This is a genomic window from uncultured Pluralibacter sp. (assembly GCF_913775985.1).
Classification (GTDB): domain Bacteria; phylum Pseudomonadota; class Gammaproteobacteria; order Enterobacterales; family Enterobacteriaceae; genus Pluralibacter.
This window is the reverse complement of sequence record NZ_CAJYMB010000023.1, coordinates 24613-41768: the sequence shown is the minus strand read 5'-3', so window position 1 is coordinate 41768 and position 17156 is coordinate 24613. Positions and strand designations below refer to the sequence as shown.

Annotated in this window: 18 protein-coding genes and 2 tRNA genes; 11 read left to right on the top strand and 9 right to left on the bottom strand. The window is 57.5% G+C overall.

The window, feature by feature from the left end; all coding sequences use genetic code 11:
* The first annotated feature begins 49 nt into the window (after positions 1 to 49).
* Positions 50 to 126 (top strand) — tRNA-Asp (locus tag QZ766_RS03470).
* A 228-nt stretch (positions 127 to 354) separates the two neighbouring features.
* Here QZ766_RS03470 and yafC read toward each other — a convergent pair.
* Positions 355 to 1251, bottom strand: a complete 897-nt coding sequence (gene yafC, locus QZ766_RS03465) for a DNA-binding transcriptional regulator YafC (RefSeq protein ID WP_297197290.1) — start codon at positions 1249 to 1251, stop codon at positions 355 to 357.
* A gap of 104 nt (positions 1252 to 1355) precedes the next feature.
* Between yafC and QZ766_RS03460 the strand changes: the two genes are divergently transcribed.
* From QZ766_RS03460 to QZ766_RS03450, 3 genes are all read left to right on the top strand, one after another.
* The gene (locus tag QZ766_RS03460; RefSeq protein WP_297197287.1) at positions 1356 to 2540 is read left to right on the top strand and encodes an MFS transporter; all 1185 of its coding nucleotides are present in this window, start codon (positions 1356 to 1358) and stop codon (positions 2538 to 2540) included.
* A gap of 132 nt (positions 2541 to 2672) precedes the next feature.
* Positions 2673 to 3473: an endonuclease/exonuclease/phosphatase family protein gene (locus QZ766_RS03455; protein ID WP_297197285.1), complete on the top strand. Its 801-nt coding sequence runs from the start codon at positions 2673 to 2675 to the stop codon at positions 3471 to 3473.
* A 74-nt stretch (positions 3474 to 3547) separates the two neighbouring features.
* On the top strand, positions 3548 to 4318 hold the full coding sequence (locus QZ766_RS03450; protein ID WP_297197282.1) for a class I SAM-dependent methyltransferase: 771 nt from the start codon (positions 3548 to 3550) through the stop codon (positions 4316 to 4318).
* A gap of 66 nt (positions 4319 to 4384) precedes the next feature.
* Here QZ766_RS03450 and mltD read toward each other — a convergent pair whose 3' ends face one another.
* On the bottom strand, positions 4385 to 5749 hold the full coding sequence (gene mltD / locus QZ766_RS03445) for a murein transglycosylase D (protein WP_297197277.1): 1365 nt from the start codon (positions 5747 to 5749) through the stop codon (positions 4385 to 4387).
* Positions 5750 to 5823: 74 nt separating this feature from the next.
* A complete protein-coding gene (gene gloB, locus QZ766_RS03440; RefSeq protein WP_297197274.1) occupies positions 5824 to 6579 on the bottom strand; it encodes a hydroxyacylglutathione hydrolase in 756 nt (251 codons plus the stop codon).
* A gap of 32 nt (positions 6580 to 6611) precedes the next feature.
* On the opposite strand from gloB, the gene QZ766_RS03435 reads away from it, so the two are divergent.
* Positions 6612 to 7334: a class I SAM-dependent methyltransferase gene (locus tag QZ766_RS03435; protein WP_297197271.1), complete on the top strand. Its 723-nt coding sequence runs from the start codon at positions 6612 to 6614 to the stop codon at positions 7332 to 7334.
* Here QZ766_RS03435 and rnhA read toward each other — a convergent pair.
* Positions 7331 to 7798, bottom strand: coding sequence for a ribonuclease HI (rnhA, locus tag QZ766_RS03430; RefSeq protein WP_297197268.1), 468 nt, complete (start codon positions 7796 to 7798; stop codon positions 7331 to 7333). The genes QZ766_RS03435 and rnhA overlap by 4 nt on opposite strands.
* A 63-nt stretch (positions 7799 to 7861) precedes the next feature.
* Between rnhA and dnaQ the strand changes: the two genes are divergently transcribed.
* From dnaQ to QZ766_RS03410, 4 genes are all read left to right on the top strand, one after another.
* Complete coding sequence (gene dnaQ, locus QZ766_RS03425) at positions 7862 to 8620, top strand: DNA polymerase III subunit epsilon (RefSeq protein WP_297197301.1); 759 nt, start codon at positions 7862 to 7864, stop codon at positions 8618 to 8620.
* Between the two features lie 104 nt (positions 8621 to 8724).
* Positions 8725 to 8801, top strand: a tRNA-Asp gene (locus QZ766_RS03420).
* A gap of 316 nt (positions 8802 to 9117) precedes the next feature.
* Positions 9118 to 10542, top strand: a complete 1425-nt coding sequence (locus QZ766_RS03415) for an OprD family outer membrane porin (RefSeq protein ID WP_297197265.1) — start codon at positions 9118 to 9120, stop codon at positions 10540 to 10542.
* 199 nt (positions 10543 to 10741) lie between these two features.
* Positions 10742 to 11011, top strand: a complete 270-nt coding sequence (locus tag QZ766_RS03410) for a DUF1471 domain-containing protein (protein WP_297197263.1) — start codon at positions 10742 to 10744, stop codon at positions 11009 to 11011.
* Positions 11012 to 11102: 91 nt separating this feature from the next.
* Here the strand turns inward: QZ766_RS03410 and QZ766_RS03405 are convergent, their stop codons facing one another.
* Positions 11103 to 11654, bottom strand: coding sequence for an NADPH-dependent FMN reductase (locus QZ766_RS03405; protein WP_297197261.1), 552 nt, complete (start codon positions 11652 to 11654; stop codon positions 11103 to 11105).
* A gap of 79 nt (positions 11655 to 11733) precedes the next feature.
* Positions 11734 to 13200, bottom strand: a complete 1467-nt coding sequence (locus QZ766_RS03400) for an NCS1 family nucleobase:cation symporter-1 (RefSeq protein WP_297197258.1) — start codon at positions 13198 to 13200, stop codon at positions 11734 to 11736.
* 239 nt (positions 13201 to 13439) lie between these two features.
* Between QZ766_RS03400 and hpxA the strand changes: the two genes are divergently transcribed.
* Complete coding sequence (gene hpxA, locus QZ766_RS03395) at positions 13440 to 14183, top strand: allantoin racemase (protein WP_297197255.1); 744 nt, start codon at positions 13440 to 13442, stop codon at positions 14181 to 14183.
* Positions 14184 to 14208: 25 nt separating this feature from the next.
* Positions 14209 to 15138 (top strand): allantoinase PuuE, encoded by a 930-nt coding sequence (gene puuE, locus QZ766_RS03390; protein ID WP_297197253.1) that lies wholly within the window; start codon positions 14209 to 14211, stop codon positions 15136 to 15138.
* A 74-nt stretch (positions 15139 to 15212) separates the two neighbouring features.
* Here puuE and hpxZ read toward each other — a convergent pair whose 3' ends face one another.
* Genes hpxZ through hpxX form a run of 3 tightly spaced genes read right to left on the bottom strand, consistent with a single transcriptional unit; the run spans position 15213 to position 17154 of the window.
* Positions 15213 to 15596, bottom strand: coding sequence for an oxalurate catabolism protein HpxZ (gene hpxZ, locus QZ766_RS03385; RefSeq protein WP_297197250.1), 384 nt, complete (start codon positions 15594 to 15596; stop codon positions 15213 to 15215).
* Positions 15593 to 16969: an AtzE family amidohydrolase gene (locus tag QZ766_RS03380; RefSeq protein ID WP_297197248.1), complete on the bottom strand. Its 1377-nt coding sequence runs from the start codon at positions 16967 to 16969 to the stop codon at positions 15593 to 15595. Before QZ766_RS03380 ends, hpxZ begins: the two co-directional genes overlap by 4 nt.
* Complete coding sequence (gene hpxX / locus QZ766_RS03375) at positions 16966 to 17154, bottom strand: oxalurate catabolism protein HpxX (protein WP_297197247.1); 189 nt, start codon at positions 17152 to 17154, stop codon at positions 16966 to 16968. The genes QZ766_RS03380 and hpxX overlap by 4 nt, the downstream gene beginning before the upstream one ends.
* Positions 17155 to 17156: the final 2 nt, after the last annotated feature.

Here is a 17156-nt window from a genome sequence, read left to right as displayed (position 1 = left end):
TTAAGCAGTAAGCCGGGGTACTAAACCGGTGGTTACAGAAGTATTCGGTGGAGCGGTAGTTCAGTCGGTTAGAATACCTGCCTGTCACGCAGGGGGTCGCGGGTTCGAGTCCCGTCCGTTCCGCCACTTATTAAGAGCCCTGAGCATCTGCTCAGGGCTTTTTCTTTTGTCTAAAACAATAACCCGCCACGTTTCTTTTTGAACGCCCGCACGACATATCCCCTTAAGCCAGATCCAACATGGTGATTGCTGCTGCCCGCTGTGAAGGCAATAAGCGAAAACAGCAATCTCAAAGAAGGGTGATGCAAAAGAAAAGAAGATTATCCCGGCTTTCAGTCACTCAGCATGCTCACCTTAACGGCATTTCTGGGCCTCGTACTCCACCAGAAAATCGATAAAGGCTCTGATGCGGGTACTTACCGCCCGATCGCTGTAATAAACTGCGCTGAAGGGCATTTCTACCGGTAACCTTTTATCTGCCAGCAGCTCCACCAGTTCTCCCCGAGCGATTTCAGCGTCCACCATATAATCAGACAGGCAGGCAATACCGTTTCCGCTAATGCAAAGCTGCTTGAGGGTTTCGCCGCTATTAGAAGATATCCCGCAAGCGATCTCGTGCAGCTGACCGTCGCAGCAGGAAAGTGGCCAGCTATTAAGCGAACTGGGCTCGGTAAAACCGAGGCAGAGATGCTGGCCGAGGGCCTCCACCGTCTCTGGCTCCCCGTATTTTGCGATATACTCCGGCGATGCAACCACCTTCCTAAAGCTAATAAACAGCGTTTTTGCCCGCAGGCTGGAGTCGGACAGCGTCCCCGCGCGAATGGCAATATCCACTTTGCGATCGATCAGATTAATAAAGGTTTCAGACGATACCAGCGACAGCGTAATCTCCGGATAGCGCTCGCGAAAAGGCTTGATCAGCGGCATCAGATAATGAAGCACTACCGGCGTGGCAGCATCAATCCGGAGCAATCCCTTCGGCGTGTGGCGCGCCTCCATCAACTCATTTTCGGCCGCCGCCATCTCCTGCAGCACGCCCTGCATGCGGCGGAAATAGCGCTCTCCTTCTTCAGTCAGATTGAGCTGCCGCGTGGTGCGGTTTAGCAGGCTGACCCCGAGTTTAGATTCGAGTTTTTTTACCGCACGGCTGACGGCGGAGTTTGCCTGACCGAGCTGTTCTGCCGCGCGGCTAAAGCTGCCGCTTTCAACTACGGCGACAAAGATGGCAATCTCTTCTGATGTGGCTCTCATTGGTGCTCCTGAGGCAATATTTTATTGAGACTTTGAATCTTTTTGTTATTTAACCATCCAGGCATACTGCATGTCATCTTAATACTGATGATGTGGAGTACATTATGCCGCTGGCGCTACTTGCCCTGACAATCGGAGCCTTTGCGATTGGCACGACTGAATTTGTCATTGTTGGATTGATTCCGACAATAGCCGAACAACTTTCCGTTTCTTTACCTTCTGCTGGACTGCTGGTCTCTGTTTACGCGCTGGGCGTTGCCGTTGGCGCGCCGGTGCTGACTGCCTTGACCGGACGGATACCGCGCAAACAGCTGCTGCTGGCGCTCATGGCGCTGTTTACCCTTGGTAACCTGCTGGCCTGGCAGGCGCCGGGGTACGGCACGCTGGTTGCCGCTCGCCTGCTGACGGGCCTGGCCCACGGCGTCTTTTTTTCTATCGGTTCGACGATTGCAACCAGCCTGGTGCCAAAAGAGAAAGCGGCCTCGGCTATTGCGATCATGTTTGGCGGCTTAACCGTGGCGCTGGTCACCGGCGTACCGTTGGGAACCTTTATCGGCCAGCACTTCGGCTGGCGTGAAACATTTATGGCTGTATCGCTACTGGGCGCGATTGCCTTTATCAGCAGCCAGATTCTCATCCCGGGCAATATTCCGCAGCGTTCGGCGTCGAGCCTGCGCGAACAACTGCGAGTACTTACTAACTCCCGACTGCTGATGATCTACGCGATTACCGCGCTCGGCTACGGCGGCGTGTTCACCGCATTTACCTTTCTTGCGCCGATGATGCAGACGCTGGCCGGCTTTACTCCAGGCGCCGTTAGCGCGATCCTGCTGGGATACGGTATTTCTGTCGCCGTGGGAAATATGTGGGGCGGCAGGCTGGCTGATAAGCACGGCGCAGTGCCGGCCCTGACGTTCATCTTCGCTGCCCTGGCGACTTTGCTGATGGTCTTTCAGTTCACATCCACAATGCACTATGCCGCGCTGGCCACGGTACTGGTGATGGGGATCTTCGCATTCGGCAACGTGCCCGGCCTGCAGGTCTATGTCGTGCAAAAGGCAGAGCTGTACGTACCTTCCGCCGTCGATGTTGCGTCGGGCCTGAATATTGCGGCGTTTAATATCGGCATCGCGCTGGGCTCGATTATTGGCGGGCAGGTCGTTGAGCGCTACGGTCTGGCGCAGACTCCCTGGATTGGCGCCGTGATTGTCCTGATGGCGCTTGTGCTGCTGATGGTGAGCGGTCGCCTCGATAAGTCCGCGAAAATGGCACTATGCCCACAGCCGTAAGTGGGTGGTCACTAACGGCGCAGCCGCATCTTTATGGTAAATAGCGTTGAAAGTGTAAACAAAAATCCCTATAACAGAAGGACTATTCGCTGATGCGGGTAGTCCTTCTGTTATTGAGGTCTTAAGCCAAAAGTGCGAAAAAATACTTACGCCATGCGCTATATTGCCGGACAGCCCGCGGAGAGGATCCTGCCTCCCGGTTCGTTCTCGACTATCGGTGCTGCATTGCCCGCCGGAGCGCCGCTCAGCAGTGAAGAAAACATTCGCGTACTGGTGTGGAATATCTTCAAACAAAAGCGCGCCGAATGGCAGTCAGTTTTGAAGAACTTTGGCAAAGATGCTCACCTTGTCCTGCTCCAGGAAGCCCAGACAACCCCAGAGCTGGTTAAGTTTGCCACCACCAACTATCTTGCGGCCGATCAGGTACCGGCCTTCGTCCTGCCCCAAAATCCTTCAGGAGTGATGACGCTTGCGTCGGCGCATCCCGTTTACTGCTGCCCGCTGCGCGAGCGCGAGCCCATTTTTCGGCTGGCAAAATCGGCGCTGGTCACCGTCTATCCGCTGCCGGACTCACGGCTGCTGATGGTGGTTAACATTCACGCCGTTAACTTTAGCCTCGGGGTTGATGTCTACAGCAAGCAGCTGCTGGCTATTGGCGATCAGATAGCCCACCACAGCGGGCCGGTTATTATGGCCGGTGATTTCAATACCTGGAGCCGCCCGCGCATGAATGCCCTTTACCGCTTTGCGCGCGAAATGTCCCTGCGCGAAGTCCGCTTCGGCGACGATCAGCGCCGCCGTGCCTTTGGCCGCCCGCTGGATTTTGTTTTTTATCGCGGTCTCGGCGTACAGGATGCTTCCGTGCTGGTAACCCGCGCGTCCGATCACAATCCGCTACTCGTTGAATTCAGTCCCGGCAAGCCTGAACGTTAACGACATCTCAGGTCTGCCACCAGGCAGCCCTGCATTTGCCAGGTACTGCCTTCTTAATAAAATAAGGAAAGTACATGACAAACAGCTCACACCACCACCATGTTGACAGACAGTTCGGCGCTCAGGCCGGCGCGTATTTAACCAGCGCAGTGCACGCTTCCGGGCGCGATTTACAGCGTCTCGGCGAGCGCCTGAGCGCATTTCCCGACGCGCACGTTCTTGATTTAGGATGCGGAGGCGGCCACGCCAGCTATGTTGCCGCCGGGAAGGTGGCGCAGGTGACGGCGTACGATCTTTCTGCCCGGATGCTGGCAGTCGTGGAGCAGGCGGCAAAAGAACGCGGGCTGAAAAACATCGGCACCAGCCAGGGCTATGCCGAAGTGCTGCCGTTTGCCGACGCGTCATTTGAGGTAGTAATTACCCGCTATTCTGCCCACCACTGGCACGATGTCGGCCAGGCGCTGCGTGAAGTCAGGCGCGTGCTCAAGCCCGGCGGCATATTTATCGTTATGGATGTGATGTCGCCGGGTCATCCTCTGCGGGACATCTGGCTGCAGACCGTTGAGGCGCTGCGGGATACCTCTCACGTGCGCGATTACTCAAGCGGCGAATGGCTGGCAATGATCAACGAAGCGGGCCTGGTGAGCGACAGCCTCATCACGGACCGGCTGCCGCTGGAGTTCTCGTCGTGGATAGCGCGAATGCGTACGCCGCAGGCCATGTGTGACGCTATTCGCCTGTATCAGGACAGCGCCTCGCAGGAAGTAAAAGACTATTTTGAGCTGCAGGAAGAGGGGTCGTTTATCACCGATACCATTATGGCCGAGGCGCACAAGCCGGCATAATTCTGTGACTGACAAAAAGAGAAAAGGCACCGTGAAAGGTGCCTTTTCATTTTATTAAGAGAACCGTCAAGCGTCAGGCTTGTCGCTGCTGTTGACGTACAGCGTGATGCGATCGCCGGGCTTCAGGTTGTCAGTGTCGCCATTCCAGCGCACTAAATCCTTGATGTTGATGCCGTGGCTTCTGGCAATGCTGGAGAGGGAATCTCCCTTACGAACGCGATAGGTGATGCTGTCGCTGTTCTTCGCCAGACGTTCTGCGCTGCTGCCTGCACCCACCGTAAGCGACTGCCCAATCTTCAGGTTTGCACCGCGCAGATTGTTCCACTGCTTAAGATCGCTTGCGGTCACACCAAGCCGGGAAGCGATGCCGGAAAGCGTATCTCCGGAGCGTACGCGGTAACTGCGGCTGGTCAGAGGCGTATTATCCGCAACCAGCGTAGGCTGTACTGCCGCGATATCACCAGAGGCCAGCGACTCACGAAGGCGATCGGCATGCTTTTTTGGCACCATCACGTATCTTGGGCCGCTGGCGCCGAGGGTTGAGCCCTTAACGCCGGCATTGAATGCCTTAAGCTTGGTGATCGACATTCCTGCCATATCAGCAACCTGAGATAGCTCGACCGGATTATCCAGGCGAACCCGCGCCAGGGCGCGGCTCTCATCGGCGTTAGGTAACTGGACGCCGTAACGCTTGCTGTTTTTGAGGATGTCGCTCAGCGCGAGCATCTTCGGAACATAGATCTTAGTTTCAGCCGGCAGAGAAAGGGACCAGAAGTCAGCAGGTTTACCCTGCGCTTTGTTCGCCTTAACCGCCTTCATCACCCGGCCTTCGCCGCTATTATAGGCGGCCACCGTCAATAGCCAGTCGCCGTCAAACATCTTGTTCAGACGCTGCATCATATTAAGCGCTGCCGTTGTGCTGGCAACGATATCGCGACGCGCATCATAGCTGCTGGTCTGTTTCAGACCATAATTGCGTCCGGTGCTCGGTATGATCTGCCAGATGCCTGCGGCATTGGCGCCAGACGTCGCATGCGGATCAAAAGCGCTCTCCACTATGGGTAGTAGTACCAGCTCCATTGGCATGTTGCGTTTCTTAACTTGCCCGGCTATCCAGTACATATACGGCTCAGCCCGTACTGTCACATCGTGGAGATAGCTCTTGTTACGTAAATACTTCTGTTTCTGTTCGCGAATCCGGGTATTTTCCGGAATTCCCATCTTTAGCTCGCCGCCGATGAAGCTCCACAAGTCTTTATCCTGCGCATCAAATGTTCCGTCGTCCATCCATCGCGCGTGACTTGCAAACTTCCCTGCTTCCCCTTGACTAGCTGCAGAAAGGCTCTGTGCGTGCTGCTGGACATTGCCGCCGTGATTGGCCTGGCAACCCGCAAGCAGGACAGAGGCGAGTAGTATCGCTCTTACCTTCATGTATATGGTCAATGTAGTTGCTTAAAAGACGAGCGATCATAACGGCGAAAGTGGCAAAAGGCAACCTTGCTTGTTCAGAAAGTATCTTTCTTTGACCTCAACCATGCAAAACGCTGTTCAGGGTGTTGCAAATTTGTTTCTTCTTTAATTTCTTTAAATAAATCAATATCTTTAGTGCGTAAGAATACATTTATTTTACGTTCATTTTTCAGAATTACGGGCAGTGTCATTTGATTTTTAGCACGTAACTCCTTCACTTCGCTGTAATAATCCATAATAGCGCTATCATGGGGAAAAAGTGTGGCTGCAAACTTCATATTTGTTAACGTATATTCATGGGCCGCGCACACAATAGTGTCATCTGGCAGCGCCTGAATTTTCTCAAGGGATTGATACATCTGAGATGGCGTGCCTTCAAACAGGCGCCCGCAGCCGCCGGAAAACAGCGTATCGCCGCAAAATAAGTAAGGCTGGCTGAAGTAACAAATGTGCCCCAGCGTGTGTCCCGGCGTCGAAAATACAGAAAATTCGGATCCGGACAACGTGATGTTATCCCCGTCTTTAACGATGTGCGTGGCGCCTTTGTCCCGTGTCTCTTCCGGGCCGTACACCACCAGGTCTGGAAACTTTTGCACCAGCGCGTTTACTCCACCCACGTGATCGTGGTGATGGTGGGTCAGAAGAATGGCCTGCGGCCGCCACTGGTTTTCTTCTATTGCAGCAAGCACCGGCGCGGCCTCGCCGGGATCGACAATCAGGCAGTCGCCGCTGTCTTCGCTCAGCACCCAGATGTAGTTATCCTGAAAAGCAGAAATACTGTTAAGATTCATTGATTACCTCATTATAAAGCGGGTGTGTTGTGATGAAACCGGCAAGGATAACGCAGGTCGCGGCGGCGCCCGGCCACTGGCGCGAAATGCCCCGGGGCGAATATTACCGCGAGGCTCTGGAAGAGCAGCTCCGGCCCTGGCTGGCTAAGCTTTACGGCTTTCACCTTCTGAAGATTGGCAATCTGAGCGCAGAAATCAATACCGAATCCTGCGCGATATCTCACCAGGTCAACGTTTCTCTGAATGGCGAACCGATGCAGGTCAGGGCGGATCCGCTGCATCTGCCGTTTGCCGAGAAATCAGTAGACGCCTGCCTGCTGGCCCACACCCTTGCCTGGAGTGAAGATCCGCACCGGATGCTGCGCGAGGCAGACCGTGTCCTGATTGATGACGGCTGGCTTATCATCACCGGATTTAATCCCCTGAGCCTGATGGGCATACGCAAGCTGATCCCGTTTGTGCGCAAACGCGTCCCTTACAATAGCAGAATGTTCAGCGCCGGCCGCCAGCTCGACTGGCTCGGGCTGCTGAATTTTGAAGTATTGCACCTCGGGCGCTTTCAGGTGCTGCCCTGGAGCCGGCAGGGTGGTACGCTGCTCAGCACGCACCTGCCGGCGCTGGGCTGCCTGCAAATCATCGTTGCCCGCAAGCGCACCGTGCCGTTAACCCTCAATCCGCTGCGGCATAAAAAGGCCAAAACCCGGATGCGTCAGGCGGTGGGTGCAACGCGCAGCGCCGAACGTAAAAGTAATTAGCCTTCCGGCTTATAACCGACATCGTCCCCGGAAGGGGCCATCGCCGCCGCTCTTGCCAGCTCGTCGCAGCGTTCGTTTTCCGGATGGCCGGCGTGGCCTTTAACCCACTCCCAGCGGATTTTGTGCTGGCCCAGCGCCGCGTCGAGACGCTGCCAGAGGTCAACATTCTTCACCGGCTTTTTGTCTGCCGTTTTCCAGCCGCGTTTTTTCCAGCCGTGGATCCACTGGGTGATCCCCTGGCGGACATACTGGCTGTCTGTGCTGAGCACAATCTCGCACTGTTCTTTTAGCGCCTCCAGCGAGACAATGGCCGCCATCAGCTCCATGCGGTTATTGGTGGTCAGGCGATAGCCCTGGCTGAAGGTTTTTTCATGGCCGCGATAGCGTAAAATAGCACCGTAGCCGCCAGGTCCCGGATTGCCTAGACACGAACCATCGGTGAAAATTTCTACCTGTTTAAGCATCTCTGGTAGACTTCCTGTAATCAAATCGACACGCAAACCACAAGTCTGACATAAATGACCGCGATTAACACTGCTATTACCCGACAGATCGTTCTCGATACCGAAACCACCGGTATGAACCAGATCGGCGCCCACTATGAAGGGCACAAGATCATTGAGATTGGTGCCGTAGAGGTCATTAACCGCCGTCTCACCGGCAACAATTTTCACGTCTATCTCAAACCGGATCGGCTTGTGGATCCGGAAGCCTTTATGGTTCACGGCATTGCGGATGAGTTCCTGCTGGACAAGCCCACCTTTGCCGATGTGGCGGATGAATTTATGGACTACATCCGCGGCGCCGAGCTGGTGATCCACAACGCGTCGTTTGATATCGGCTTTATGGATTACGAGTTCGGCAAGCTGAACCGCGGGATTGGCAAAACGGAAACTTTCTGCAAAATCACCGACAGCCTGGCGATGGCGCGCAAGATGTTCCCCGGTAAAAGGAACAGCCTCGACGCACTCTGCTCGCGCTATGAAATAGACAACACCAAACGTACACTGCACGGCGCGCTGCTCGATGCCCAGATACTGGCCGATGTCTATTTGACGATGACCGGCGGGCAAACCTCATTAAGCTTTTCGATGGAAGGCGAGTCCCAGCAGGCCCAGGGTGAGGGAACCATTCAGCGGATTGTACGGGCGGCCAGCAGGCTGCGGGTAGTTTTAGCCAGCGATGAAGAGCTGGTGGCCCACGAGTCGCGTCTCGATCTGGTACAAAAGAAGGGCGGAAGCTGCCTGTGGCGTGTGGAAAATACCGCGGAAAGTCACGAAAGCTAGCCGTTGGGCGATTTTTGCAGCAAACGGTTCAAAACTGAAGAAAAAAGCGTTGACGGAGATTCACCTTAACCGTACTATTCGCCTCGTTCTCAAGGGAACACAGCGGAGCGGTAGTTCAGTCGGTTAGAATACCTGCCTGTCACGCAGGGGGTCGCGGGTTCGAGTCCCGTCCGTTCCGCCACATTCAGGGCCACGTTATTTATAACGTGGCCCTTTTCTTTTTCTGAACATCACTGCCTTTCTGTTGTTTACTAAAATGTCCCGTGTGCCGATTATCTCTGGCTTATTTCTTATAAATTAAACTGCTAATTTCCAGAAATTGTTTTTCAACCTATACTCCTGCGCTATTCTTTGTAATTATCAATAAAAGTCTGCCGCGCATTGCTATATACCTTTCTGTTTGTCAGGTTATTGCCAGCGCCATTCTGCATCGTTAATCAAAAAGGGAAAATGCCTGAGAGAAGGCATTGTGCTGGCATCACAACAGGTAAAGACATATGAAAAGAAATTCACTGCGCGTTCTGACGATCCCTATATTGGGCGTTGGATTAATGTTATCTGAACAGCAGGCACATGCAGATAACTCACTGGGGCAAAGGGATAATCTTGACGCGAATATTACCGCGCGGCAAAAAGCAGAAGTCAGTATTCCTCCCGGCTTTATTGAAGGCTCCACGATGAAAGGGATTTTACGAAACTCTTTCTTCGACCGTAATAATCACCATACCCCTGACGGTCGCGATCAGCGCGAATGGGTTCAGGGCGGCTGGCTCTCTTTTCGCTCCGGATATACCGATACGCCGGTGGGTTTTGGTTTCGACGTCCACAGCTTTTATGCTCTGAAACTTGACGGCGGCGGCGGGCACGGCGGTGCCGGATTAATGCCGCTGGACTCTACCGGTAAACCTGAATCCAGCTACTCCAATATCGGCGGTGCGCTAAAAATGCGCGGCTTTGACAGCCTGGTGCAGGCCGGCGATCAGCTGCTGGAAAACCCGGTTATCGCCAGCGGCGTAAGCCGCATGTTCCCCCAGACCTATCGCGGGGTGACCATTAAAAATTACAGCGTCGATGACTTGACCCTGGATGCCGGCTGGGTTGACTCCACGCGCCTGCGTAACCAGAGCGGCGAGAGCCATCTGAAAACCAGCTACGGCAGCCGTAACAAGGCCGGCGTGATGGCCGACCGCAACAGCTCACATATGAACTGGGTGGGCGGCAGCTACAGCATTCCGAAGAGCGCGACCGTGACCGCTTACGCCGGCAATCTGCGCGATATCTGGAACCAGTATTACCTTGCCGGCAGCTATCCGTTCCCGGTCGCCGAGGACATTACCCTCACGCCTTACCTGCACTTTTACGATACGCGGGACCAAGGCAGCAGCAAGCTTGGCCGCATCGATAACCAGACCTACACCAGCGGCCTGACGCTGGCCGGCAAAGGGCAGAGCCTGTCGCTGGGCTTTCAGAAAGTCGACGGCAACACGCCGTTTGACTACGTGATTCAAAACGATGGCACCTATCTTTATCTCAATAACTCTCAGCAGTACGCCGACTTTAACGGCCCCGGCGAACAGTCCTGGAAGGTGCAGTATCAAACCAGCCTGGCCTTTATCAATGCGCCAGACTTTAAGCTGAGCACCTCTTATACCCGCGGCAAGGCCGACCTGACCCGGGTTAACCCCAACAGTAAAGGCTACGGCTACATCTATAATCCGGATGGCAAGCACGCGCGCCACTGGGAGCGCGACATCTCCCTGCGCTACGAAGTGCCGGATGGCCAGGCAAAAGGCACCAGCGTAACCCTGCGCTGGGCAATGCACCGTTCCGGTAAAGGCTATACCGCACCGGGTAACACCCGCGGGAATGCCGATGCCGATGAATATCGCATTATTGTCGATTATCCGTTTACGCTTTTCTAAGTTGCTAATTCCCGGGCTGAATATGCTGATATTGATATTAATCGTATGAATATTCGGCCCGGAGCGATCTTCTCCAGTGCATTCGATTTATTTAATAAAGCCGCTTATAGTCAGTAAATACGTTTTAGCGTTAGTCGTGCAGAATCGCTTCTGCGCACTTACCTCGGGTAAATCAAAACAATAAGTTAAGGAGTTAGAGATGAAAGCATTAAAACAGATTGCTATTGGACTCGCCGTAGCCGGTATCTCGCTGAGCGCATTTGCCGCCGAGCAAATAACGCCGCAGATCGCTAAAGAGAAAAACTACCAGCTTATTGGTACGGTAACGTCAAAAAATGAGGCAACATCCCCTTCCGGTCTGGAAGAGGCGCTGTCTAAGAAAGCTGATAAACTGGGCGGCAAATACTTCGTGGTGGTATCGGGTAAAGAGATTGGTCGTTTTGTCGGTACCGCAAAAGTTTATAAATGATGTTTTAAAACAGCGCTCCGCCGGAGCGCTGTTTTATTTAATTAGCCTGCAAACAAAATTCATAAAGTAATAATCAACCAGTCTCGCAGGACTACGCGCGGACCCAGGCGACGTAGTCGGCTAGAAAGGCCCGGTAGCGTTCAATAAATTTCTCATCCACCAGATTTCCCTGCTCGTCAAAAAGCGTGCTGGCGTGGGAAACAATAAGCCTGCCGCCAAACCACGGTTCGGTACCCAGCATCCGCAGCACCGACAGCCAGGCATCCTGCGCCAGAATAGTACCGAATCCGCCGGGGGAGGCACCCACTACCGCGATGCGCTTGCCGCCAAACACCTTCGGAATATCGGACACCGGGCGCGACAGCCAGTCGACGCCGTTTTTAAACACGCCTGGCAGGCCGTTGTTATATTCCGGCGTGGCGAACAGAATCGCGTCGGCGCCGGCCAGCGCGTCTTTAAGATCCGTCACGGCCTGAGGAAGTCCGTTCTGCGCCTCCTCGTCGGCGTTATACAGAGGAATGCCGTGCAGCGTTCTGACGTCAATACTGGCGCCTTCCGGCATCAGCGAGGCGGCGGCGTGGAGCAGGCGCGTATTCAGCGAGGCCTGCCGCAGGCTGCCGGAAACGGCAACTATCTTTGTCATTCCAGATCCTTGAGTCGCGTAATGGAGTCTCGATTAAAGGCGATAACGCTGCCCGATTCAACCTGACGCTCGGTGCGGATTACTCCCCCATCGCCGCGGGCGCGGTGAACCTAACGCCGCGCGCGGCACGCTCGCTTCGCGCCAGCCAGCGGTACACGCCCGCACCCAGCAAGGCACCGATAAACCAGCTGAAGTTAGCCACGTCGCGCAGCGCCGGGGTAAAGCTGATAATCAGACAAATACCGGTCGCGGGCAGCAGCGCCGCGATGGCTTTTGGATTAAAGCCATTTTTATACCAGTAGCGCCCGCGCGGCGAGACGCTGAACAGATCGTCCACCGCCACGCTGCCGCCCTTAATCAGGTAAAAGTCCGCCAGCAGAATGCCGAACAGCGGCCCGATAAACGAACCCAGCACGTCCAGCGTGTAGTGAATCAGCTCCGGCGACTGAAACAGGTTCCACGGCGTGACCAGCACCGAACCCACCGCGGCGATCATGCCGCCGGTGCGGAAGCTGATTTTCTGCGGCGCGCAGTTGGAAAAGTCGAACGCCGGCGAGACGAAGTTAGCCACGATATTAATGCCGATGGTGGCGGTAATCATCGTCAGCAAGCCAATAGCCATCGCCACGCTGCTGCCCACCTGGCTCACGGTCTCAATCGGATCGACGATCATTTTGCCGAAAAGCGACTGGGAGCCGGAAACGATGATCACCGTTACTACCGAGAACAGCAGAAAGTTAAACGGCAGCCCCCAGCGATTGCCCCGGCGGATAGCCTGCATATTTTTGCCGTAGCGCGAGAAGTCGCCAAAATTGAGCAGCGGCCCGGAGAAGTAGGAAACCACCAGCGCGGTGGCGACCAGCATCTCCCAAGCCTGCTGTCCGGTGCTGAGGGATTTGCTGGCAAGCGTAAACGAAATACCGTCAAAGCCGGTCTGCCACAGGATCCAGCCCGCCAGCACCATCATCACCGCGTACACCGCCGGCCCCGCCACATCAATGAAGCGCTTAATGGCGTTCATCCCGTGCCAGAACACCATCGCCTGCAGCGCCCACATTGTCATGAAGCAGATCCAGCCCAGGTAAGAGAGGCCGAGGAAGTGCCCGACGGTCAGCGAGGCGAGGGAGGGCCAGAATTTCAGCCCCACCAGCATCAGCGCGTTGGAGGCGAGGTAGGTCTGGATACCGTACCAGGCGAAAGCGATGAGTCCACGGATCACCGCCGGAATATTGGCGCCGAACACGCCAAACGCCTGGCGGCTGATCACCGCGTAAGGCACGCCCGCCATCTGGCTGGGTTTGGCGATCAGGTTGGCGCAGATCTGTACGATACAGATCCCCGCCAGCAGGCACAGCAGCACCTGCCAGCTGGCGAGCCCGAGGGTAAAAAAGCTCGCCGCCACCACGTAGCCGCCCATGCTGTGCACGTCGGACATCCAGAATGAAAAAATGTTGTACCACGTCCAGGTCTGGTTCCGCGTCGGGGCCAGATCCTCATTAGTCAGCCGCGGGCTGTAACCGGAATTGTTTGCTGTATCGCCTGGCATGAATTCTGCTCCTTCTAAACAGAAACGGTGTCACTCCATGCAGCAGTGCAGGAAGCAGGCCAGCTTTTCGCCCGCGGTCGCAAACCGCCGCGGCGCGGGGGCTGCGGGACTGCCGGAGAGGCAGCACCCTTTACCCGCGCGCGGATCCGTGCTCTTCTGTGGTGCATTAGTTTCAGTGTTGGAGCAAAAGTTTCACCAACGCGGCGCGTTCGCCGCAGCATAATTTCAGGAGCCACCCGATGCAGGAATTTTGTATACAGGTTATTAATCCCAATACCAGCGCGGCCATGACCGAAACCATCGCCAGCGCGGCGCGGGCGGTTGCCTCTCCGGGCACCACCATTCTCGCCAGCTGTCCGACTCAGGGCGTCGAGTCTATTGAGGGCCACTTCGACGAGGCGATTGCCGCCGTCGGCGTGCTGGAACAGGTACGTCTGGGTAAGGCGCAGGGCGCGCAGGGACACGTCATTGCCTGCTTTGGCGATCCGGGACTGCTGGCGGCGCGGGAGCTGGCCGCCGGGCCCACCGTCGGCATTGCCGAGGCGGCAATGCACATGGCGACGCTGGTGGCCACGCGCTTTTCCATTGTCACTACGCTGCCGCGCACCCTGATTATCGCCCGTCACCTGCTGCGCCAGTACGGCTTCGAACATCACTGCGCCGCGCTGCACGCCATCGACCTGCCGGTGCTGGCGCTGGAAGATGGCACGGGTCTTGCTCAGCAGAAGGTACGCGAGCGCTGCATTCAGGCCATGCGGGAAGACAACAGCGGCGCCATTGTGCTCGGCTGCGGCGGCATGGCCAATCTGGCCCACGAACTGACCTGCGAGCTGGGTATTCCGGTGATTGACGGCGTGACCGCCGCCGTCAAAATGGTGGAATCCCTGCTGGCCCTCGGCCTTGGTACCAGCAAGCGCGGCGACCTCGCGTACCCGAATCAAAAGCCGCTGACCGGATGCTTTGCGTCACTGGTTGGCGGCTGACGACCCACTCACAAGAGGCCACAGCATGCAATCAGTCTGGCAGTTTAGCGAAAATTATCCCCGGGAGATGGCGGGCTACGCCGGTCGCCCGCCCCACGCCCGCTGGCCGGGCGGGGCGAAAATTGCCGTTCAGTTCGTTCTTAATTTTGAAGAGGGCGGCGAAAATCACGTCCTGCACGGCGACGCCGGCTCGGAACAGTTTCTGTCGGATATCATCGGCGCGGCCAGCTACCCCGATCGCCACATGTCGATGGACTCTCTCTACGAATACGGCTCCCGGGCCGGGTTCTGGCGTATCCACGACGAATTTCAGCGCCGCGGTCTTCCGCTGACGGTGTTTGGTGTGGCGATGGCGCTGGCGCGCAACCCGGCTATCGTTGAGGCTATAAAAGCGGCGGATTACGATGTGGTGAGCCACGGCTGGCGCTGGATCCACTACCAGCATCTGGATATCCAGACCGAGCGGCAGCACATGCAGCAGGCCGTGGAAGTTCTTACCGCGCTGTTCGGCAAAAAGCCGCTGGGCTGGTACACCGGGCGAGACAGCCCTAATACCCGTAAGCTGGTGGTGGAGCAGGGGGATTTCCTCTACGACAGCGACTACTACGGCGACGACCTGCCGTTCTGGACCACGGTTGACCAGCACCCGCACCTGATCGTGCCCTACACGCTGGACGCCAACGACATGCGCTTTGCCACCGCCCAGGGATTCAACACCGCCGAGCAGTTTTATACCTATCTGAAAGACAGCTTTGACGTGCTTTACGCCGAAGGCGATACCGCGCCGAAAATGATGTCGATCGGCATGCACTGCCGCCTGCTGGGGCGGCCGGGCCGCTTCCGCGCCCTGCAGCGCTTCCTGGACTACGTTCAGCAGCACGATCGGGTCTGGATCTGCCGCCGGCAGGACATCGCGGATCACTGGCTGACGCACCACCCATACTCACCGGCGTAACTGGCCCTCGCCGGGAAGGCAAGAACCAGGCACGCCGGATCGTCCTCTGCCCGCAGCGGGAAAGCCGCGCGGGCTCACTCCATCAGGCTGACGTGCGCCGCCACGATCCGCCAGCCGCCGGCAAACTTCACCCACGTCTGCATCTGCCTGCCCACCCGGGAACTGTTCTCCCGGGTGAACTCGGTGCTGGCGACTGCCGTACTGTCGCCAAAGACGGTGATGGTGGTGTTGCACAGCTGCCGATCCAGTCCCTGCGACGGGCGGCCGCGGCGAAAATCGCGGATCGCCTCAATCCCGTACAGATTTTCAGTTGCGCCGTAGCGCACCGTGCGGTCGTCCTCCCAGAACAGCGCGTCCAGCGCTGCAACGTCGTTGCTTATCAGCGCCTGCTCGTAGCGGTAAAAAGCGGCGGTGACCTCGGCGAGGAGCGCCGGAGAATCAATATTGTCGTGGGTCATAGTCCTTCCTGCGGATAAAGTACGCCCGCCTGCTCAAGCTGCCAGGCGGTCTGTAAACAGCGCGCTTCCTGCCAGGGCGCGCCAATAAGCTGTACGCCAATCGGCAGCCCGCCGCGGCTTTTTAGCGGCACCGTCACCACCGGCAGGCCGAGAAACGAAATGGGCTGGGCCAGCATGCCCATGCTGGCTTTCGTCGGCAGGCGCTCGCCGTTAATCAGGATCTCTGCTTCGCCGATGCGCGTCGCGCAGCACGGGGTGGCGGGGGCAATCAGGATATCGACGTGCTCAAACAGCGGCAGCGTGCTGTCCCGGAACCAGGCCCGAAAGCGCTGGGCCTGGTTGTACCAGGCGGCGGGGGTCATGGCGCCCGCCAGCAGCCGCTCGCGGGAGTTGGGCTCCATGCGCTCCGGCTCGGCGCGCAGCGCCGGCAGGTAGTGGGTCCCGCCCTCGGCGGCAGTTAGCAAAAAGGCCGCGGAGCGGGCAAGGGCCGCGTCGGGAAGCGCCAGCTGGCGATCGGTATTCAGCGCCTGCGCCACCCGCTGCACCGCGTCGCGGGCCTCGGCATCGCTCCAGGTTTCAAACCAGCCGCCCAGCACTGCGCAGCGCGGCGCGGGAGCCCGCTCCAGCGTGGCCGCCGTCGGGCAGGGATCCCGCGGCTGCTGCCAGCGATCGGCGGGATCCCTGCCCTGCATCACGTCGTAGGCCCGGGCCAGGCAGTCCACGGAGCGCGCCAGGGGCCCGATATGATCGAGGCTGGCGACAAACGGGTGGCTGCCGCTGCGGGAGAGGCGGCCGAAGGTGGGTTTCAGGCCGAGTACGCCGCACAGCGACGAGGGCACGCGGATCGAACCGTTGGTGTCGGTGCCGAGGGCGAAATTCACCAGTCCGGCGGCTACTGCAGCCGCCGAACCGCCGGAAGATCCCCCGGCAATGCGGCTGAGATCCCGCGGGTTGCGGGTCGCGCCGTAGTGGCTGTTCTCGGTGGTAAAACCGTAGGCGTAGGCGTCCATGTTTAGCGTTCCGGCAAGGGCCGCGCCCGCGCTATGCAGCTGGCGCACGGCGAACGCATCTGCCTGCGCGGGCGGTGCCGTGCTGAACAGCGCTGCGCCGGCGAGGGTCGTGACGCCGCTGACGTCAAACAGGTTTTTCACCGCGTAGGGCACCCCGGCGAGAGGCGGCAGGCGCTCGCCCCGGGCCACCCGCGCGTCGATAGCGGCGGCTTCATCCCGCATGCGATCGGCGGTGACGCCGGTAAAGGCGTTGATCTGCGGATTATCCCGGGCGATCCGCACCAGCGTCTGTTCCGCCAGCTCGGCGGCGCTGAACTGCTTATTGCGCAGCCCCAGCTGAATATCTCGTATGGTCAGGGTCACAGGCGGTAGACTCCCGCGCCTTCCTGACGCATTGGCAACTCAAACGCCATTAGCGGTCCGGCAATGGCGGCGATCCGCGCCAGCTGCAGCGCCAGTTCTTCCCGGCGCGGCGCGTCCAGCGGTACCTCCAGCAGCTGTGCCATCAGCCCGATGTAGGCGGGCCAGTCTAACGGTGATTCACTCATGT

Coding starts and splice junctions, on each gene's coding strand:
- yafC (WP_297197290.1), bottom strand. CDS start 1,251: ATGAGAGCCACATCAGAAGAGATTGCCATCTTTGTCGCCGTAGTTGAA.
- QZ766_RS03460 (WP_297197287.1), top strand. CDS start 1,356: ATGCCGCTGGCGCTACTTGCCCTGACAATCGGAGCCTTTGCGATTGGC.
- QZ766_RS03450 (WP_297197282.1), top strand. CDS start 3,548: ATGACAAACAGCTCACACCACCACCATGTTGACAGACAGTTCGGCGCT.
- mltD (WP_297197277.1), bottom strand. CDS start 5,749: ATGAAGGTAAGAGCGATACTACTCGCCTCTGTCCTGCTTGCGGGTTGC.
- gloB (WP_297197274.1), bottom strand. CDS start 6,579: ATGAATCTTAACAGTATTTCTGCTTTTCAGGATAACTACATCTGGGTG.
- QZ766_RS03435 (WP_297197271.1), top strand. CDS start 6,612: ATGAAACCGGCAAGGATAACGCAGGTCGCGGCGGCGCCCGGCCACTGG.
- rnhA (WP_297197268.1), bottom strand. CDS start 7,798: ATGCTTAAACAGGTAGAAATTTTCACCGATGGTTCGTGTCTAGGCAAT.
- QZ766_RS03415 (WP_297197265.1), top strand. CDS start 9,118: ATGAAAAGAAATTCACTGCGCGTTCTGACGATCCCTATATTGGGCGTT.
- QZ766_RS03410 (WP_297197263.1), top strand. CDS start 10,742: ATGAAAGCATTAAAACAGATTGCTATTGGACTCGCCGTAGCCGGTATC.
- QZ766_RS03405 (WP_297197261.1), bottom strand. CDS start 11,654: ATGACAAAGATAGTTGCCGTTTCCGGCAGCCTGCGGCAGGCCTCGCTG.
- QZ766_RS03400 (WP_297197258.1), bottom strand. CDS start 13,200: ATGCCAGGCGATACAGCAAACAATTCCGGTTACAGCCCGCGGCTGACT.
- hpxA (WP_297197255.1), top strand. CDS start 13,440: ATGCAGGAATTTTGTATACAGGTTATTAATCCCAATACCAGCGCGGCC.
- puuE (WP_297197253.1), top strand. CDS start 14,209: ATGCAATCAGTCTGGCAGTTTAGCGAAAATTATCCCCGGGAGATGGCG.
- hpxZ (WP_297197250.1), bottom strand. CDS start 15,596: ATGACCCACGACAATATTGATTCTCCGGCGCTCCTCGCCGAGGTCACC.
- hpxX (WP_297197247.1), bottom strand. CDS start 17,154: ATGAGTGAATCACCGTTAGACTGGCCCGCCTACATCGGGCTGATGGCA.